Below are 15230 nucleotides of genomic sequence, written 5' to 3' on the forward strand. Positions count from 1 at the left end.
GAGCCTTGCCCGTGCGGGAGTTCATCGTCGAGGCCGACGGCGGGTCACGGGGTAACCCGGGGCCCGCGGGCTACGGCTCGGTCGTCATCGACGCGACCACGGGGGAGACCCTGCGGGAGGCCGCCGAGTACATCGGCGTCGCGACGAACAACGTGGCCGAGTACAAGGGGCTCGTGGCCGGTCTGAAGGCGGCACACGACCTCGACCCGGCTGCCTCGGTCCACGTCCGCATGGACTCCAAGCTCGTCGTCGAGCAGATGTCGGGCCGCTGGAAGATCAAGCACCCGGACATGAAGCCGCTCGCCGCCGAGGCCGCGCGGGTCTACCCGGCGTCCCAGGTGACGTACGAGTGGATCCCGCGCGAGAAGAACAAGCACGCCGACCGTCTCGCCAACGAGGCGATGGACGCGGGCAAGCGGGGCGAGCGGTGGGTGGCGTCGGACTCGACGGCGGAGCTCGACGCGCGGGCTGCGGGCAACGTGGCCGCGCAGACCCCGCAGACCCCGCCGGTCGGCTGGTCTGCTCCCGCCGACCTCGGCGCCCCCGCGACCTTCGTGCTGCTGCGGCACGGCGAGACCGCGCTGACGCCCCAGAAGCGGTTCTCCGGCAGCGGCGGTACCGACCCGTCCCTCTCCGAGGTGGGCCGTGAGCAGGCCGAGCGCGCGGCGGCGGCGTTCGCCGCGCGGGGCACGATCCAGGCGATCGTCTCCTCGCCGCTGAAGCGCTGCCAGGAGACCGCGCAGGCCGTCGCCGCCCGCATCGGCCTCGACGTACGCGTCGAGGACGGGCTGCGCGAGACGGACTTCGGGGCCTGGGAGGGCCTCACCTTCGGCGAGGTGCGTTCGCGTCAGCCCGAGGAGCTGAACGCGTGGCTGGCCTCACCCGATGCGCCGCCGCCGGGTGGCGAGTCCTTCGCCGCGGTGGCCCACAGGGTGTCGGAGGCGCGGGACCGTCTCACCGCCGAGTACGCGGGCCGTACGGTCCTCCTGGTCACGCACGTGACGCCGATCAAGACGCTGGTGCGGCTCGCCCTCGGGGCACCGCCGGAGTCCCTGTTCCGCATGGAGCTCTCGGCCGCGTCCGTGTCGGCGGTGGCGTACTACGGGGACGGCAACGCGTCGGTACGACTCCTGAACGACACGTCTCACCTGCGGTAGGGCTTGGCGGGGTGAGCGCGCCCGAAGGGGCGCGGGGAACTGCGCGACAAGCCCCCACCGGCCCGCGGGTGCGCACGCGCGTCAAGCCCCCGGCGAGGGATCAGCGCAGGGCCGCTGCCTCACGGGCCAGGGCCTCGACGCGGCCCCAGTCCTTCGCCGAGACCGCGTCAGCGGGAAGCATCCAACTGCCGCCCACACAGCCGACGTTCTTCAGCGCGAGGTACGACGGCGCGGACGCGAGGCCGATGCCGCCCGTCGGGCAGAAGCGGGCCTGCGGGAGCGGTCCGCCGAGCGACTTGAGGTAGGCGGTCCCGCCGGCGGCCTCCGCCGGGAAGAACTTCATCTCGTGCACGCCACGCTCGATCAGCGCCACGACCTCCGACGTCGTCGAGACTCCCGGCAGGAACGGCACCCCGGACGCCTTCATCGCGGCGAGCAGCGTGTCCGTCCAGCCCGGGCTGACCAGGAAGCGGGCTCCGGCATCGACGGAGTCCGCGACGTTCCGGGGCGAGATGAGGGTGCCCGCGCCGACCACCGCGTCCGGCACCTCCGCGGCGATGGCCCGGATCGCGTCGAGCGCGGCGGGCGTCCGCAGCGTCACCTCGATCGCGGGAAGGCCGCCCGCGACCAAGGCGCGCGCCAGCGGCACGGCGTCGGCGACGTCCTCCACGACGACTACGGGGACGACGGGGGCCAGATCGAGCACGGAGGCGGAGGCCGCTGCGGAGGAGGAAGTCATGGGAGCATCCTGCCCCGGTGCATGCAGCATGCGCAAAGGGCGTTGCGCATGCTGCAACCAGAGCTCGAAAAGTCGAGCGGATCAGTGGATCTCCCGGACCACCACGTCCAGAGCCCACGCCTTGCCCGCCTTCACGGGCGCCTCGCCCTCCACCACGTGCCCGAGGTCCCGCAGCGCCTCGACCAGCTCGGCAGGGTCCTTCGGCTGGGTGCCGGTCTCAAGCAGAGAGCGGACGATCCGGCCCTTCGTAGCCTTGTTGAAGTGCGAGACGACGGAGCGCTTCTCGACGCCGTCGACCATCTGCGCGTGCAGCACCCGCACCGTCGCCGTCCGGTCCGCGACCTCGCCCTTCGGCTTCCACGCGGCCGTGTACGCCGATGAACGCAGGTCGAGTACGAGACCGTCGCCCGCCGCGTCGGGCATCGCCGAGGCCATCGGCGTACGCCAGTAGGAGCCAAGTGCGCCGAGGCCCGGCAGCTTCACGCCCATCGAGCAGCGGTAGGAGGGGATGCGGTCGGTGATGCCGACGGCGCCCCACAACCCGGAGAAGACGAGGAGCGAGCGGGCGGCGCGGCGCTTGGCGGCGGCGTCCAGGGTGGCGAGGTCGAGGGCGTCGTACAGAACGCCGGTGTAGATCTCCCCCGCGGGGCGCGCGCCAGCCGTGCGGAGCTCGGTGTTCTTCGCGACCTCACCACGCAGGCCCTCGCTGAGCCCGAGTACGACACGGGCCTTCTCCTCGTCCGCCATGCAGAGGTCGACCAGCTCGTCGAGCACGGCCTGCCTCGCGTCCGCGAGCGCCGGCAGAGAGAGCGACTCCGGCTTCAGGGGGGCGCCGCGGCCGGAGGGCGCCTTGCCTTCGGAGGGCGGCAGCAGGACGAGCATGGGTCTCCTTCGGAGGGCAACGGAGTGGGGGTGCGGCCCTGCGCCAGCGTAATCGTCCCGGCGGCCCGCGCCCGCGCACCGGCCTCGCGTCCCCGGCCCCCATCGCTCCCGCAGCCGCGCGACGCACGTGAGGGGACGTGCCGGTATGTCCGCCCGGAGCACGGCTCGCAGGACTCCGGAGCCGAAGTAGCGGTGCGTCCACAAGCGGATGGCGAGGACGGACATACCGGTGCGGCCCCGCCCCGGAACAACGAGGCGCCCCCACAGCGGCGAGGTGACCGGGGCGGACAAGGCACCCGACCAGGGACCCGCACCAAGGCCTGGGCGCCCGCCGTGCCGCCCCGCCCCACCCCGCCTACGCTCGACCCATGCCCCGTCGCCATCTCCGCGTGACCGGCGCAGCCGAAGCCCCGTTGCGGGCCGCGCTGCGTGAGCTGCGTACGAAGCTGGATGTTCCCGGGGAGTTCCCCGCGGACGTACTCGCCGACGCCGAGCGGGCCGTCGCCGCCCCGCGCCTGCCCGCGCACGACGCGACCGACATCCCCCTCTTCACCATCGACCCGCCCACCTCCGTCGACCTTGACCAGGCCATGCACCTGTCCCGGCGGCAGTCCGGCGGCTTCCGGGTGCGGTACGCCATCGCCGACGTCGCCGCGTACGTCACACCGGGCGCACCGCTCGACGCAGAGGCCCACCGGCGCGTCACCACCCTCTACTTCCCCGACGAGAAGGTGCCGCTGCACCCCACCACGCTGAGCGAGGGCGCGGCCAGTCTCCTGCCGGGCCAGGACTGCCCCGCCGTCCTGTGGACGATCGACCTCGACACGGAGGGGCGTGCCGTGTCCACCGACGTGCGCCGCGCCCTCGTACGCAGCCGCGCCAAGCTCGACTACGACGGTGTGCAGCGGGCCATCGACGACGGCACCGCCGAGGAGGCACTCGCGCTGCTCGGCGACATCGGGCGGCTCCGCGAGCAGCTGGAGGTCGAGCGGGGAGGCATCTCCCTCAACGTGCCCGAGCAGGAGATCGTCGAGCGGAACGGTGCGTACGAACTCGACTTCCGGGCCACGCTCCCCGCCGACGGGTGGAACGCCCAGATCTCCCTCCTCACCGGCATGGCCGCCGCCGAGCTGATGATCCAGTCGGGCGCCGGAGTCCTGCGCACCCTGCCCACCGCCCCCGACGGCGCCGTCGGCCGCCTGCGCCGCACCGCGAAGGCGTTGCAGGTCGACTGGCCGCACCACGTCCCGTACGCCGAGCTCGTCCGCTCCCTCGACCCGCACCAGCCGCACCACGCCGCGTTCCTCCAGGAGTGCACCACGCTCCTGCGCGGCGCCGGCTACACCGTGTTCAGCGGCGGCGACGTCCCCGACCTCACCACGCACGCCGCCGTCGCAGCCCCCTACACCCACTGCACGGCCCCGCTCCGCCGCCTCGTCGACCGTTACGCCGCCGAACTGTGCCTGGCGGCCGTCGCCGGGGACGAGCCGCCGGAGTGGGTGCTCGCCGCGCTGCCCGACCTGCCCAAGGAGATGGCGGACGGGACGCGGCGCGGCAACACCGTGGAGCGGGAGTGCGTGGACCTCGTCGAGGCCGCCCTGCTCAAGGACCGGGTCGGCGAGCTCTTCGACGGGGTGGTGGTGGACGTGCAGGAGCGTGAACCGTCCGTCGGTACCGTCCAGTTGACCGACCCCGCGATCGTCGCCCGTATCGAGGGCGGCACGGGCGGTCTTCCGCTGGGGGAGCGGCTGCGGGTGCGGCTCACGCAGGCCGACCCCGGGGCGGCGAAGGTGCGGTTCGCGCCTGCGTGAGTTCCGGGGGCTGCTTCGGTTCTGGGGCCTGCGTGAGTTCCAGGGCCTGCTTGAGCGCGGCCCGCAGCTTCTCCGGCTCGTCGGAGTGCAGCCGTACGGTCGTCACCGGCTGCCGCCCGCCGAGAAAACCCACTGCCGTGACGGGCTCCGTCAGCTCCAGCGTGAGGGAGGTCTGCGCGGCGACGGGAATGTTGAGCACCCCGTCGGCGGCCTCGTGCGTGAAGCGCCGCTCACCGCTCACGGAGGCGATCCGGTCCAGCGGTATCCGCAGGTCGCGGTGGGCGCCGTGGCGTACGCGGAGCGCGTCGGCGGACAGCACGTGCGGCCGGGTCACGGAGGCCGCGTGCACGCCGAGCATCAGGACCACGGTGTAGACGTCCACGACGAGCATCACCGCGTGGATCGCGGGCCAGCTCCGCAGCAGTACGGCCATCCCGACGGTCTCCACGACGCAGACGAAGACGAGACCGTAGAGCATCGCGGCCTGATCGCGGGCGTGCCCGAACGCCAGATCCCCCTCGCGCACACCGTGCCGCCGCCGTGCCACCCAGAGCCCGAGGCTGCCGAGGACCCGCAGCTCGTGCCGGAGGATCCGGCGCACCGGCTCCGGCACGACCTCCCGGACCGCCGCGCGCCCGCCCCGCCGGTACAGGACCGAGAGTCCCACGCCCTCCACGACGAGCAGCGCCATGGCGGCGGCCTCCACGCCGATGAGTACGTCGGTGGGGAGCGAGGCGCCGGTCAGCAGGCAGACGACGAGGACGAGTTCGACGGGTACGACCACCCAGGCGAGGCCGCGCAACAGGCCTTTCACCGCGCACCCCGCTCCATGAGCAGCCGCATCCCGCGGCGGACGGCCTCCGCCTGCGCGGGAGCGAAGTCGGCGAACAAGGCATCGAGGAAGCGGTCGTCGCGGCCTCTGCCGAGCCCGTCGGCCAAGGCCCGTACCCCCTCCATGCCCAGCTCCTCCAGGAGTGAGTCGGGCAGCGCGTCGGCGAGCGCCCGGCCCGCTTCGTCCATGGCCGCATCCGTACGAGGGTCGGCGAGATCGGTGTCCACGAGGGCGTCGAGCAGCGCGTACACCTCGTGCGCGCGCTCCACCGCCTCCGGCGTGGCAAGGGCGGGGCGCATCGCGGCCAGGAGCCTGTCCCGGTCCTCCGGGGGCGCGGTCGTGTCGATCAGGGCGAGCAGCTCCCTGTCCTTCGCGGCCATCGCGGACTCGGGCCCCGTGCGGCCGACGCTGGAGCGGGCCACCTCGGCGAAGAACTCGCCAAGTTCGGGGGAGACGGGCCCTTCGGCGGACAGCACCCCGCGCTCCGCGCCGTCAAGGAGGACCCGCAGCCGCTCCCGCCGCTCGTGGATCGCGGCCTCCTGCCGGGCGAGATCCGCGTCCAGCTCGGCGAGCACCTCGGCGAGCTCGCGCCCCGCGTCGTCCGCGAGCACGTCCCGCACCTCCGCGAGCCCGAGCCCCAGCTCGGTGAGCCGCCGGATCCGGGCGAGCGCGACGGCGTGCCGCAGCCCGTACTCCCGATAGCCGTTGGCCCGTCGATCGGGTTCGGGGAGCAGCCCGAGGTGGTGATAGTGCCTGATGGCCCGCGTGGTGACGCCGACGATGCCGGCGAGCTCTCCGATCCGCATCCCGTTCATGAGGCCAGTAGAAACGTTGACGTTGCGGCAAGGTCAAGCACCGACGGGGCCGGGCATGGAAAGAGGCGGCGCGGGCGTTGCACCCCCTGAGCAGGCGACGAGGGGGAAGCGGCATGAACGGTGGGACAGTGCACGACGCAGTGCACGACGCAGTGCACGGCGCGGTGCACGACTCAGGGCCCGGCGGCGGCCGCGAGCACGCGATCTGGACCCGCACTCGCTTCGAACCGTGCGCGCCGCCGCTCGACCTCCTGACCGCCCGCTTCGACCGGCACCGCTACGCCCCGCACTACCACGAGGAGTTCACCGTCGGCGTCTGCGTCGGCGGCTCCGAGGTCATCGACTACCGGGGCGGACGCCTCGACGTGGGCCTGGGATCCATCGTCGTACTGGCTCCGGGCGAAGTGCACACAGGAGGACCCGGCGACCACCAGGGCGGCTACGCGTACCGGGCGATGTACCCGGCGCCGCACCTCCTCGCCGAGGGAACGGTGACCGCACCGCACTTCGGCGACCCGGTCCTGCACGACCCGGAACTGGCCGCGGCGCTGCGCACGGCACACACCGAACTGAGCGCCCACGCCGCCGACCCGCTCGAGGCCGAGTCACGCCTCCCCTGGCTGCTGACCGCGCTGGCCCGCAGACACGGCGGCACCGCGCGGCTCCTGTGCGACACGATCCCCGGCGCGGACCAGATCGCCCGCGCCGTACGGGACCGCCTCGCGGACGAACTCCTCGCCCCGCCCTCCCTGGCCGAACTGGCGGCGCCCCTCGGCCTCTCCCGCTACCAACTCCTGCGCGCGTTCCGTACGTCGACGGGGATGCCGCCCTATGCCTGGCTGGCCCAGCACCGTGTGACACGGGCCCGCGCGCTCCTGGAGGCGGGTCTTCGACCGGCACAGACGGCGACCCTGGTGGGCTTCGCCGACCAGGCGCACCTGACGCGGTGGTTCCGCCGGGTCATGGGGGTGACCCCGGCGGCGTACCGCACCAGCGTTCAAGGCAGCCGCAACAGCGTTCAAGACGGTGACGGCCGAACGGCCTGAAACTGCCCGCATGACTGCACGCGGCTGGTTCCTCTTCTCCCTCATGGGCGTCCTCTGGGGCATCCCGTACCTGATGATCAAGGTGGCGGTCGAAGACCTCTCACCATCGATGGTGGTCTTCACCCGCTGCGCGCTCGGCGCCGCGCTGCTGCTCCCGTTCGCCCTGCGGCAAGGGGGACTGACCCGCGTCCTGCGCACCCACTGGAAGCCGATGCTGGCCTTCGCCTGCATAGAGATCCTGGGCCCCTGGTGGACCCTGACGGACGCCGAACGCCGCCTCTCCAGCTCCACGGCGGGCCTGCTCATCGCCGCCGTACCGATCATCGGCGCGGTCCTGGCCCGCTTCTTCGGCGACACGGAACGCCTCGGCGCACGCCGCTCGGTGGGTCTTGGCCTGGGCCTGGGCGGAGTCGGGGTCCTCACCGTCCCGCACCTCACGGGCGGCGACGCCTGGTCGCTCACGGAGGTCCTGCTGACGGCGCTCGGCTACGCCACGGCCCCCCTGATAGTGGCCCGCCACCTCAAAACGGTCCCCACGCTCCAACTGATAGCCCCCTGCCTGACCCTGGCGGCGGTCGTCTACGCACTTCCCGCGGCGGCGACCTGGCCGACAACGGTGCCGAGCCCCGCCACCCTGGCTTCCCTCGCGGGCCTGGGCATCATCTGCACGGCCCTGGCCTTCGTGGTCTTCCTCGAACTCATCCGCGAGGCGGGCCCGACCAGGGCGGTCGTCTTCACCTACGTGAACCCGGCGGTGGCGGTGGCGGCAGGAGTCGCGTTCCTCTCCGAATCCTTCACGGCGGGCATGGCGGCGGCCTTCGCACTGATCCTGGCGGGTTCGTTCCTGGCGACGGGGACGACGGGGGCGGCAGGGGCGTCCGAGGGCCGGAGCTCCGGCACACGGCGGGTAGCATGGTCGACACGGCAGACGAGCCGGGCGGACGGCCGCGTGAAGCTCCCCTCACCAGGGGCTCTTCCCGAGGAACGTCCGGGCTCCACAGGGCAAGGTGGTGGCTAACGGCCACCCGGGGTGACCCGCGGGACAGTGCCACAGAAAACAGACCGCCGGGGGCCTCGGCCTCCGGTAAGGGTGAAACGGTGGTGTAAGAGACCACCAGCGCCTGAGGTGACTCAGGCGGCTAGGTAAACCCCACCTGGAGCAAGGTCAAAAGGGGCCCTGGAAACAGGACCCTGCGCGGACGACCGAGGGCTGCCCGCCCGAGTCCGCGGGTAGACCGCAGGAGGCCCGTAGCAATGCGGGCCGTAGATGGATGGCCGTCTCCCCGGCCGCCGCGAGGCGCCCGGGCGACAGAACCCGGCGTACAGCCCGACTCGTCTGCCCCTTTTTTAGGCCCTGACCAGGGATTTTTCCTTGGTCAGGGCCATATTTCTTGTAGGGGGTTCCCGGGCGTGTCCGTCACGCGGGCTTCAGGTGCTGCTCGAGCCTCTGGAGTGTGGTCCAGGCTCCCGGGTCCGAACCGTCGCCGAGCGGGTAGTGCAGGGTGGGTGCGGTCGCGGGGCCGAGTCGGGTGGGGGCGACGTCGAGGGGCGATCGTTGCGCGTGGGCGAGCCCGATCTCCTGCACGGCGGCGGGGCCGAGCGTGAAGGAGACCGGGTTGGGCGGGATCTGGAAGTGTGGTGCGACGGTCAGGTCGCGGGGAGCGGTGCGAAGTGAGGCGAGCATGGTGGTCAGGCCGTGCTCGGCGGCCAGAGCCGCGGTGAGGGGCTCGATGGCGTCCAGGGGCGGGGTCTCGTCGGTGCTGTAGCCGAGGGTGAGGGTGATGTCCTCCTCGACTCCGGCGGTGGTGCGGGTGACATGGACTGTGGCGATCGCGGGGCGGTCGGAGTCGCCGATGGCGACAAGCCAGGTGGGGCGGGGGGCGCGATGGCGTGCCAGGTCGGTCAGCTGGCGTGTGGACCAGGGGAGGTTGATCGGCTCCGCGGTGCTCCAGCCGACGGGCGGAGCGCCGGTGAGGTGGTGCCACGTGGCTTCGAGTGCGCCGCCGAGGGTGAGGTCTTCGTCGGCGGGGTGCTGGGTGCGGAGGGAGAGCATCAGCTGGCGTTCGCCGGGATCGGGGTCGTTGGCGCTGGTGAAGGTCTTTGCGAGGGCCGGTTGGCCGTCCTGGCCGCGCACAGGAGTGAAGTGGCCCTGTTGCCAGTGCAGTTCGACGCCGGAGAGGCCGTCGTAGTAGCCGCAGTCGGGGTCTTGGACGACCCAGCGGTTGGGGTGGCCGTGCAGGGCGGCGCGGGTGGGGAGGGTGAGGCGGGTGTGTGCCGGGGTGACGATCTGCAGGGCGCGATCATCGGCGGTCGCCCCGCGCAGGGCGTCGGCGAGCCAGCTGGTCATCGCGACCACGGGGCGGTCCTGGATGACGACCGCGGCCTTGTCGGTCAGGACGTCGACGGCCGGTGACGCGGAGTCGGGGGCCGGGTTCGCGGTGACGTGGTCGGAGGTGAGCGGCACGACGTCGGTGTGGGCGGCTTTCGGGGGCCAGACAGTGCCGCCCAGGACGGCAGCGAGGCGCCCGGCGAAGGAGCCCGCGAGCCGCTCGCCCTCCTCGACGGCGGTGGAGGCGCGGGACTCGGTCCACCAGAACGGGCCGTCGGGGGTACTGACATCGGCGCCGAGGAGGCGTTGTGCCTCGCCGGGGACCTGGATGAGCAGGGGTGATTCGACGGAGACGAGCGGGCGGCCGTTCGGGGCGCAGAGTTGGATGACAGCTCCCTCGGCCAGGGAGTTGATGCCCAGGTCGGGGCCGCCGGCGAAGAGCCCGGCGAGCAGGGTGTTGACGTCGGGCATGGTGGGGGTGAGGGCGATGACGTCCTTGGTCACGGGTGTTTGTTCTCCGCGGTGTCGTCGGCCTCACGGGGTTCGGCGAGGGCGGTCTGGATGAGCTGGTGGCGGCGGCCCCGGCGGATGAGGGTGCCGCGTCCGGGGGGTTGGGTGGAGGCGTAGAGGCCGGGGAAGAGTTGGCCTTCGGTGCGGTCGCCGGTCATGAGGAGGGCGGTGGTGCCGGTTTCGCGCAGGGTGGTGAGGAAGGGTTCGTAGAGGGCGCGGGATGATCCGGCGACGCGGCGGGTGACGACGAAGTGCAGGCCGATGTCCTGGGCGGAGGAGATGTAGGGCAGGAAGGGTGCCAGGGGTTGTTGGCCCGCGGTGGTGAGGATGTCGTAGTCGTCGACCAGGATCACGATCCGGGGTCCGGTGAACGACGGTCCCTCGGTGATCGCGTCCGGGTCGGCGGTTTCCGGCAGGCGTTTTTCCAGTTCGCCCGCGATGCCGGTGGCCAGGGCGGTGGCGAGTTTGGCGTTGTGGGCGTAGCCGCCGCGGTAGGGCTCGGGGACGACACCGCGCAGGCCGCGGCGCGGGTCGAAGACGCCGAAGACCAGTTCGTCGTCGCTGTGGCGGTCGATGAGCTGCCCGGTGATGAGCTTGAGCAGGTTGGTCTTGCCGCACTCGTTGTCGCCCAGGATCAGCAGGTGCTGGTCCGGCCCGAGCAGGTCCAGGAGGGCGGGTGCGAGGTTGTCCTGGTCGACGCCGAGCGGGATGCGCGAGGGCTCGGCGGCAGTGGAGGGCAGCTTGGTGGCGGGCAGGGCGGTGGGCAACACCCTCACGGGGGCGGCGAGTTCGCCGTGCCAGCTGGCCCGCAGCGTACGCCCGGCGCGTTCCAGGGCGGGGCCCAGGTCACTGGTGGTGGGTTGGCCGTCGATGCGCGGCAGGGCGGTGTGGGCGAAGAGTTTGGCGTCGGTCAGGATCCGGCCCGGGGTGTCCGCGCTCAGGGTCTCGGAGAGTTTGCGGTCGACGCTGGAGTCGGAGGGGTCGTTCAGGCGCAGTTCGACGCGGGTGCCGAACATGGACTGGGTGGCGATGCGGACGTCGTTCCAGCGCAGCATTCCGGCGACGATGTGGATGCCGTAGCCGCTGCCGCGCTTGAGGAGGTCGGCGATGGTGTCGTCGAGTTCGGCGAACTCGTCGCGCAGGGCGCCGAAGCCGTCGATGAGCAGCACGATGTCGGTGGAGCCCAGCTCGGTCAGCTTGCCCTGGGCGCGCAGGTGGCGCAGCTGGTCGACGGAGTCGATGCCGTGTTCGCGGAAGAGTTCCTCGCGCAGGGCGAGTTGGGCGCGGACCTCGGCGACGGTGCGGGCGGCGCGCTCGTGGTCGGCGCGTCCGGCGATGCCGCCCACGTGCGGCAGTCCGGCCAGGGCGGTCAGGCCGCCGCCGACCAGGTCAAGGCCGTAGAGGGCGGCCTGGTGCGGGGTGTGGGTCAGGGCCAGGGAGAGCGCGAGGGTGCGCAGCAGGGTGGTCTTGCCGGACTGCGGGCCGCCGATGACGGCGGCGTGCCCGCCGGCCACGGTCAGGTCCAGGATCCAGGGTTTTTGCCACTGCTTGGCCGGGTCGTCCAGGACACCCAGGGGCACGCGCATCGCCTCGCCCCGCTGGGCGAGGTGCAGGCCGCGCTCGGAGGCCTGGACGGGTCCGGCGGCGGCATCGAGGGTGATCGCGTCGGGCAGGGGCGGCAGCCAGATGCGGCGGACCGGCGGGGCGGCGGTGCACAGCTGGTCGACCATGGCGGTCAGGACGGTCGGGCCGGTCTCCCGCTCCCGCATCGCGGGCTCTTCGGACGCGCCGGAGGTGGGGTCCTGGCCGGTGTTGAAGGTGGGGTAGGGCCAGGCCAGTGGTTCGGCGTCCGTCTGGTCGCGCTGGGTGGGGCCGCGGTGGGCGCCGGAGACGTAGCCCGCCTTGAAGCGTTCGTAGGTGGAGGTGTCGACCTTGAGGTAGCCGAAGCCGGGCAGCGGCGGCAGCTGGAAGGCGTCCACGGTGTCCAGGACGGTGCGGGATTCGTCGGCGGAGAAGGTGCGCAGGCCCAGGCGGTAGGAGAGGTAGGTCTCCAGGCCCTTGAGCCTGCCGGATTCGATGCGCTGGCTGGACAGCAGCAGGTGCACGCCGATGGAGCGGCCGATGCGCCCGATGGACAGGAACAGGTCGATGAAGTCCGGTTTGGCGGTGAGGAGTTCGCCGAATTCGTCGATGACGACGAACAGGTGGGGCAGGGCTTCGAGTTCGGGCTGCTTTTCGCGCAGGGCGGCGTAGTGGCCGATGTCGGCGATGTTCCCGGCGTCCTTGAGGACCTGCTGGCGGCGCTTGACCTCGCCGGCCAGGCTGGTGTGCACGCGCTCGACCAGCCCGGCCTGGTTCTCCAGGTTGGTGATGACCCCGGCGACGTGCGGGAGCTGGGTGAAGGGGGCGAAGGTGGCGCCGCCCTTGTAGTCGACCAGGACCAGCGCCAGGTCCTCGGGGGAGTGGGTGGCGGCCAGCGCCAGGACGAGGGTGCGCAGGAGTTCGCTCTTGCCGGAGCCGGTCGCCCCGACGCACAGGCCGTGCGGGCCCATGCCCAGTTCGGAGGACTCCTTGAGGTCAAGGAGAACGGGTTCGTGGCGGTCGTTGAGGCCGATGGGCACGCGCAGGAAGTCACGCTCGCCGCGTGGCGCCCACAGCCGGTCGAGGTCGAGGGCGGCCGGGTCCTCGATGCCCAGGAGGGTGGGGAAGTCGACGGGGCCGGAGATGGGGGTGCCCTCGGCCGCGGACTCGGCCGACAGGCGCAGCGGGGCGAGCATGCGGGCCAGGCCCTCGGCGCCCGCGAGGCTCATCTCATCGGCGATGCCGTGTCCAGGCAGCGCGTCGGGGGCACGCAGGTCTTCGACGCTCACCTGGTCGCCGTCGACCGTGATCCGCACGGACACCTGGTCCGGCTCGTGGACCTGCTGTTCGAGCAGGTGCAGTACGGTCACGCCCATGCCCGTCAGGTCGACGGCGGTGTCGGGGCGGGGGAGTTCGCCGGCCGTATCGCCGTGGCAGTCGCTGACCACCAGGAGGCGGTCGGACATGCGCAGGGCGTTGCGGTCGGACAGGCCGCGGCGTACTTCGGCGGCGTAGGAGGAACGGCGCCGCAGGTCCGGGGCGCACTGCCGGGCGAGCTGCTCCAGGCTCGGGGCGATGCGCCGGGCGGCGACCGGCCCGTCCTCCTGCTGGGTGTCCAGGACGTGGGGCAGCCACTTCACCCACTCCCACTCCTCCAGGCGTTCGCCGGGCACCCCGAGCGCAAGGGCGACGTCGTCGGGGGCGTGGGTCACCGAGGTCTGGATCAGCAGGGCACGGGCAACACGTAGGACGCCGTCCCGGTCGCCGATGATGCTGACGTTGCCCGCCCGGTCCAGCGGAGCCATCAGCGGGAAGTCGCTCGCGGTGGTGAACCGGTGCTGCAGCGCCCGCGCTTCGTTCAGCATGAACGGATCGGGCGGGGTCAGCACGCCGCTGCCCTGGTTCTGGCCGATCGCCAACTGCTGCACGGGCACGTCGCCGGTGCCCAGGCGCACCCGTAGGAAGTCCGCGTCCAGGCGGCGCCGCTCCCACAGCCGGGCCGGGTCACGGACGAGGTCGTACAGCGCGGAGGGCGGCGGATTGAGGACCCGGGCCTGCCGTCGCAGCTCCCGCTCGGTGGCGCCCAGTTCGTCGCGCTGTTCTTCGACGTACTCCAGATAGCGCTCGCGCTGGGTACGGCGGGTGCGCTGGGCCTTGCCGCGCTGGGACAGGAACAGGGCGACCGCGCCGAGCAGGGCGAAGACCAGGACGATGGCGCCGATGGCGGCGAACTGGCTGTTGCGGATGACCGTCATCATGACGACCGAGCCCATGACGCCGGCCATCGGTAGCAGCGCGGTCGCCGCGTTGCCCATCTTGCCCTCGGGCAGGTTGGGCGGCGGCTCGATGGTGCGTTCGGGGGCGGCGACGGGCGGCCGGGTGGAGCGGGCCGGGCGGTGTATGAGGTGTCTGGTCATCGCACCCGCACCGCCCGCTGCATCGCCTCGGCGGCCAGTTGGACGGCGGCGTCGCGGGAGCTCTGGCTGAGCATGCCGGTGTGGATGGGGCCTCCTTGGGCCAGATGACGGTCGTAGGGCAGCGGCACCACGGCGGCTCCCGACTCCCGCAGATGCGCGGCAGCCGTCTTCAAGTCGAGTGTCGTATCGGGGGAGTTGGCGGACAGGGCGACGACGGTGGTGGCCAGGGCCGAGTGCGGCAGCTGGGCCAGCCAGTCAAGGACCATGCGGGTGCCGTTGACGCCCTCGGCGGTCATCGGGGCGACCACCACGCGGGCGTGGGCGGTGTCCATCGCGGTCCGCGCCACGTCGCCGGGCAGCGACTCGCAGTCGGCCACCGTCACGGCGAAGTAGCGGCGCAGCGCGAGGGTGACGGTGCGATAGGTCGGTACGTCCAGTGGGGCGCCGACCCGTCCCTGGCTGGCCGGAAGCAGCCATCCGCCGTCGCTGACCGGGACCAGATAGCCGGTGACGTCGGTGAGTTGCATCTCCGGGCTCAGGATCCGGGCCAGGTCGGCGCAGGACCAGCGCACCGACTCCGCTCCGAGGCGCACCGGCAGGGTGCCGAGCGCGGCATCGGCCTCCAGGGCGAGTACCGGATCGTGCCGGTAGTGATTGAACGTACGGGCAAGCAGCGCGGAGACCGTGGACTTGCCCACCCCGCCCCTGATCGAGGTCACGGCGATCACGCGGCCGGTGGTCACCGGCTGCTGGACCTCGCGGGCGAGGCGGGTCTGCTGGGCGACCTCCTGCCCGGCGGACGCGGTGAGCCTGCGCAGCGAACGCCCCGTCCGCCGCGCCGCGGAGTCTCCGTGCTGCGGGCCGCCCAGAGCGCGGGCCAAGCGCGGATCGACGGTGGGTACGGACTCGGGGGTGGGCAGGGGGAGACGCGGGTCGCGCGGCGCGGGTTGGGCGGCTGCCGACGGACGGGGGGACGGAGTTGTGGTTCGCGGCTGCTCCGGAGCAGGCTCCGAGGCCGGCAGGCGCCGGACGGCAGCCTCGGAGTCCGCGGGAGCGGCACCCAACTCCCGCAGCACATCGCGCTGCCAGTCACTTTCCTGCTGAGCCATGC

Annotated in this window: 11 protein-coding genes, 1 other RNA gene and 1 pseudogene; 5 read left to right on the forward strand and 8 right to left on the reverse strand. The window is 72.5% G+C overall.

What is annotated here, in order from left to right:
• The first annotated feature begins 11 nt into the window (after positions 1-11).
• Positions 12-1157 (forward strand): bifunctional RNase H/acid phosphatase, encoded by a 1146-nt coding sequence (locus tag ACWFRJ_RS10005; RefSeq protein WP_453526582.1) that lies wholly within the window; start codon positions 12-14, stop codon positions 1155-1157.
• A gap of 100 nt (positions 1158-1257) precedes the next feature.
• Here ACWFRJ_RS10005 and eda read toward each other — a convergent pair whose 3' ends face one another.
• Both eda and yaaA read right to left on the reverse strand, forming a co-directional pair.
• Positions 1258-1896 (reverse strand): bifunctional 4-hydroxy-2-oxoglutarate aldolase/2-dehydro-3-deoxy-phosphogluconate aldolase, encoded by a 639-nt coding sequence (gene eda, locus ACWFRJ_RS10010; protein ID WP_453526585.1) that lies wholly within the window; start codon positions 1894-1896, stop codon positions 1258-1260.
• 81 nt (positions 1897-1977) lie between these two features.
• Positions 1978-2778 carry a peroxide stress protein YaaA gene (gene yaaA, locus ACWFRJ_RS10015; protein WP_453526588.1) on the reverse strand — a complete coding sequence of 267 codons (801 nt, stop codon included), beginning with the start codon at positions 2776-2778 and terminating at the stop codon, positions 1978-1980.
• Between the two features lie 368 nt (positions 2779-3146).
• On the opposite strand from yaaA, the gene ACWFRJ_RS10020 reads away from it, so the two are divergent.
• On the forward strand, positions 3147-4589 hold the full coding sequence (locus ACWFRJ_RS10020) for an RNB domain-containing ribonuclease (RefSeq protein WP_453526591.1): 1443 nt from the start codon (positions 3147-3149) through the stop codon (positions 4587-4589).
• On the opposite strand, the gene ACWFRJ_RS10025 is transcribed toward ACWFRJ_RS10020, so the two are convergent.
• Positions 4540-5403: a hypothetical protein gene (locus tag ACWFRJ_RS10025; protein WP_453526594.1), complete on the reverse strand. Its 864-nt coding sequence runs from the start codon at positions 5401-5403 to the stop codon at positions 4540-4542. The genes ACWFRJ_RS10020 and ACWFRJ_RS10025 overlap by 50 nt on opposite strands.
• Positions 5400-6227 carry a MerR family transcriptional regulator gene (locus tag ACWFRJ_RS10030; protein ID WP_453527192.1) on the reverse strand — a complete coding sequence of 276 codons (828 nt, stop codon included), beginning with the start codon at positions 6225-6227 and terminating at the stop codon, positions 5400-5402. Before ACWFRJ_RS10030 ends, ACWFRJ_RS10025 begins: the two co-directional genes overlap by 4 nt.
• A gap of 122 nt (positions 6228-6349) precedes the next feature.
• Between ACWFRJ_RS10030 and ACWFRJ_RS10035 the strand changes: the two genes are divergently transcribed.
• Entirely contained in the window at positions 6350-7282 is a 933-nt protein-coding gene (locus ACWFRJ_RS10035) for a helix-turn-helix domain-containing protein (RefSeq protein WP_453526597.1), read from the forward strand.
• A gap of 73 nt (positions 7283-7355) precedes the next feature.
• Positions 7356-8072 (forward strand): annotated as a pseudogene (locus ACWFRJ_RS10040) (DMT family transporter); the annotation flags it as partial.
• Here the strand turns inward: ACWFRJ_RS10040 and ACWFRJ_RS10045 are convergent.
• The gene (locus tag ACWFRJ_RS10045) at positions 8021-8182 is read right to left on the reverse strand and encodes a hypothetical protein (RefSeq protein WP_453526599.1); all 162 of its coding nucleotides are present in this window, start codon (positions 8180-8182) and stop codon (positions 8021-8023) included. The pseudogene ACWFRJ_RS10040 and the gene ACWFRJ_RS10045 overlap by 52 nt on opposite strands.
• Positions 8183-8211: 29 nt before the next feature.
• Here ACWFRJ_RS10045 and rnpB point away from each other — a divergent pair.
• An RNA gene (gene rnpB / locus ACWFRJ_RS10050) (RNase P RNA component class A) lies at positions 8212-8621 on the forward strand.
• 78 nt (positions 8622-8699) lie between these two features.
• On the opposite strand, the gene ACWFRJ_RS10055 is transcribed toward rnpB, so the two are convergent.
• From ACWFRJ_RS10055 to ACWFRJ_RS10065, 3 genes are read right to left on the reverse strand one after another with little or no spacing between them, the layout of a single operon-like run.
• On the reverse strand, positions 8700-10115 hold the full coding sequence (locus tag ACWFRJ_RS10055) for a DUF6177 family protein (RefSeq protein ID WP_453526602.1): 1416 nt from the start codon (positions 10113-10115) through the stop codon (positions 8700-8702).
• Complete coding sequence (gene eccCa / locus ACWFRJ_RS10060; RefSeq protein WP_453526605.1) at positions 10112-14119, reverse strand: type VII secretion protein EccCa; 4008 nt, start codon at positions 14117-14119, stop codon at positions 10112-10114. Before eccCa ends, ACWFRJ_RS10055 begins: the two co-directional genes overlap by 4 nt.
• Entirely contained in the window at positions 14116-15228 is a 1113-nt protein-coding gene (locus tag ACWFRJ_RS10065; RefSeq protein ID WP_453526608.1) for a type VII secretion protein, read from the reverse strand. The genes eccCa and ACWFRJ_RS10065 overlap by 4 nt, the downstream gene beginning before the upstream one ends.
• Between the last annotated feature and the right edge of the window lie 2 nt (positions 15229-15230).

This window comes from Streptomyces sp. NPDC055239 (genome assembly GCF_053606205.1).

Excerpts from the sequence above, each read along its gene's own strand:
- eda (WP_453526585.1), bottom strand. The coding sequence starts at position 1,896 with ATGACTTCCTCCTCCGCAGCGGCCTCCGCCTCCGTGCTCGATCTGGCC.
- yaaA (WP_453526588.1), bottom strand. The coding sequence starts at position 2,778 with ATGCTCGTCCTGCTGCCGCCCTCCGAAGGCAAGGCGCCCTCCGGCCGC.
- ACWFRJ_RS10020 (WP_453526591.1), top strand. The coding sequence starts at position 3,147 with ATGCCCCGTCGCCATCTCCGCGTGACCGGCGCAGCCGAAGCCCCGTTG.
- ACWFRJ_RS10030 (WP_453527192.1), bottom strand. The coding sequence starts at position 6,227 with ATGCGGATCGGAGAGCTCGCCGGCATCGTCGGCGTCACCACGCGGGCC.
- ACWFRJ_RS10035 (WP_453526597.1), top strand. The coding sequence starts at position 6,350 with ATGAACGGTGGGACAGTGCACGACGCAGTGCACGACGCAGTGCACGGC.
- eccCa (WP_453526605.1), bottom strand. The coding sequence starts at position 14,119 with ATGACCAGACACCTCATACACCGCCCGGCCCGCTCCACCCGGCCGCCC.
- ACWFRJ_RS10065 (WP_453526608.1), bottom strand. The coding sequence starts at position 15,228 with ATGGCTCAGCAGGAAAGTGACTGGCAGCGCGATGTGCTGCGGGAGTTG.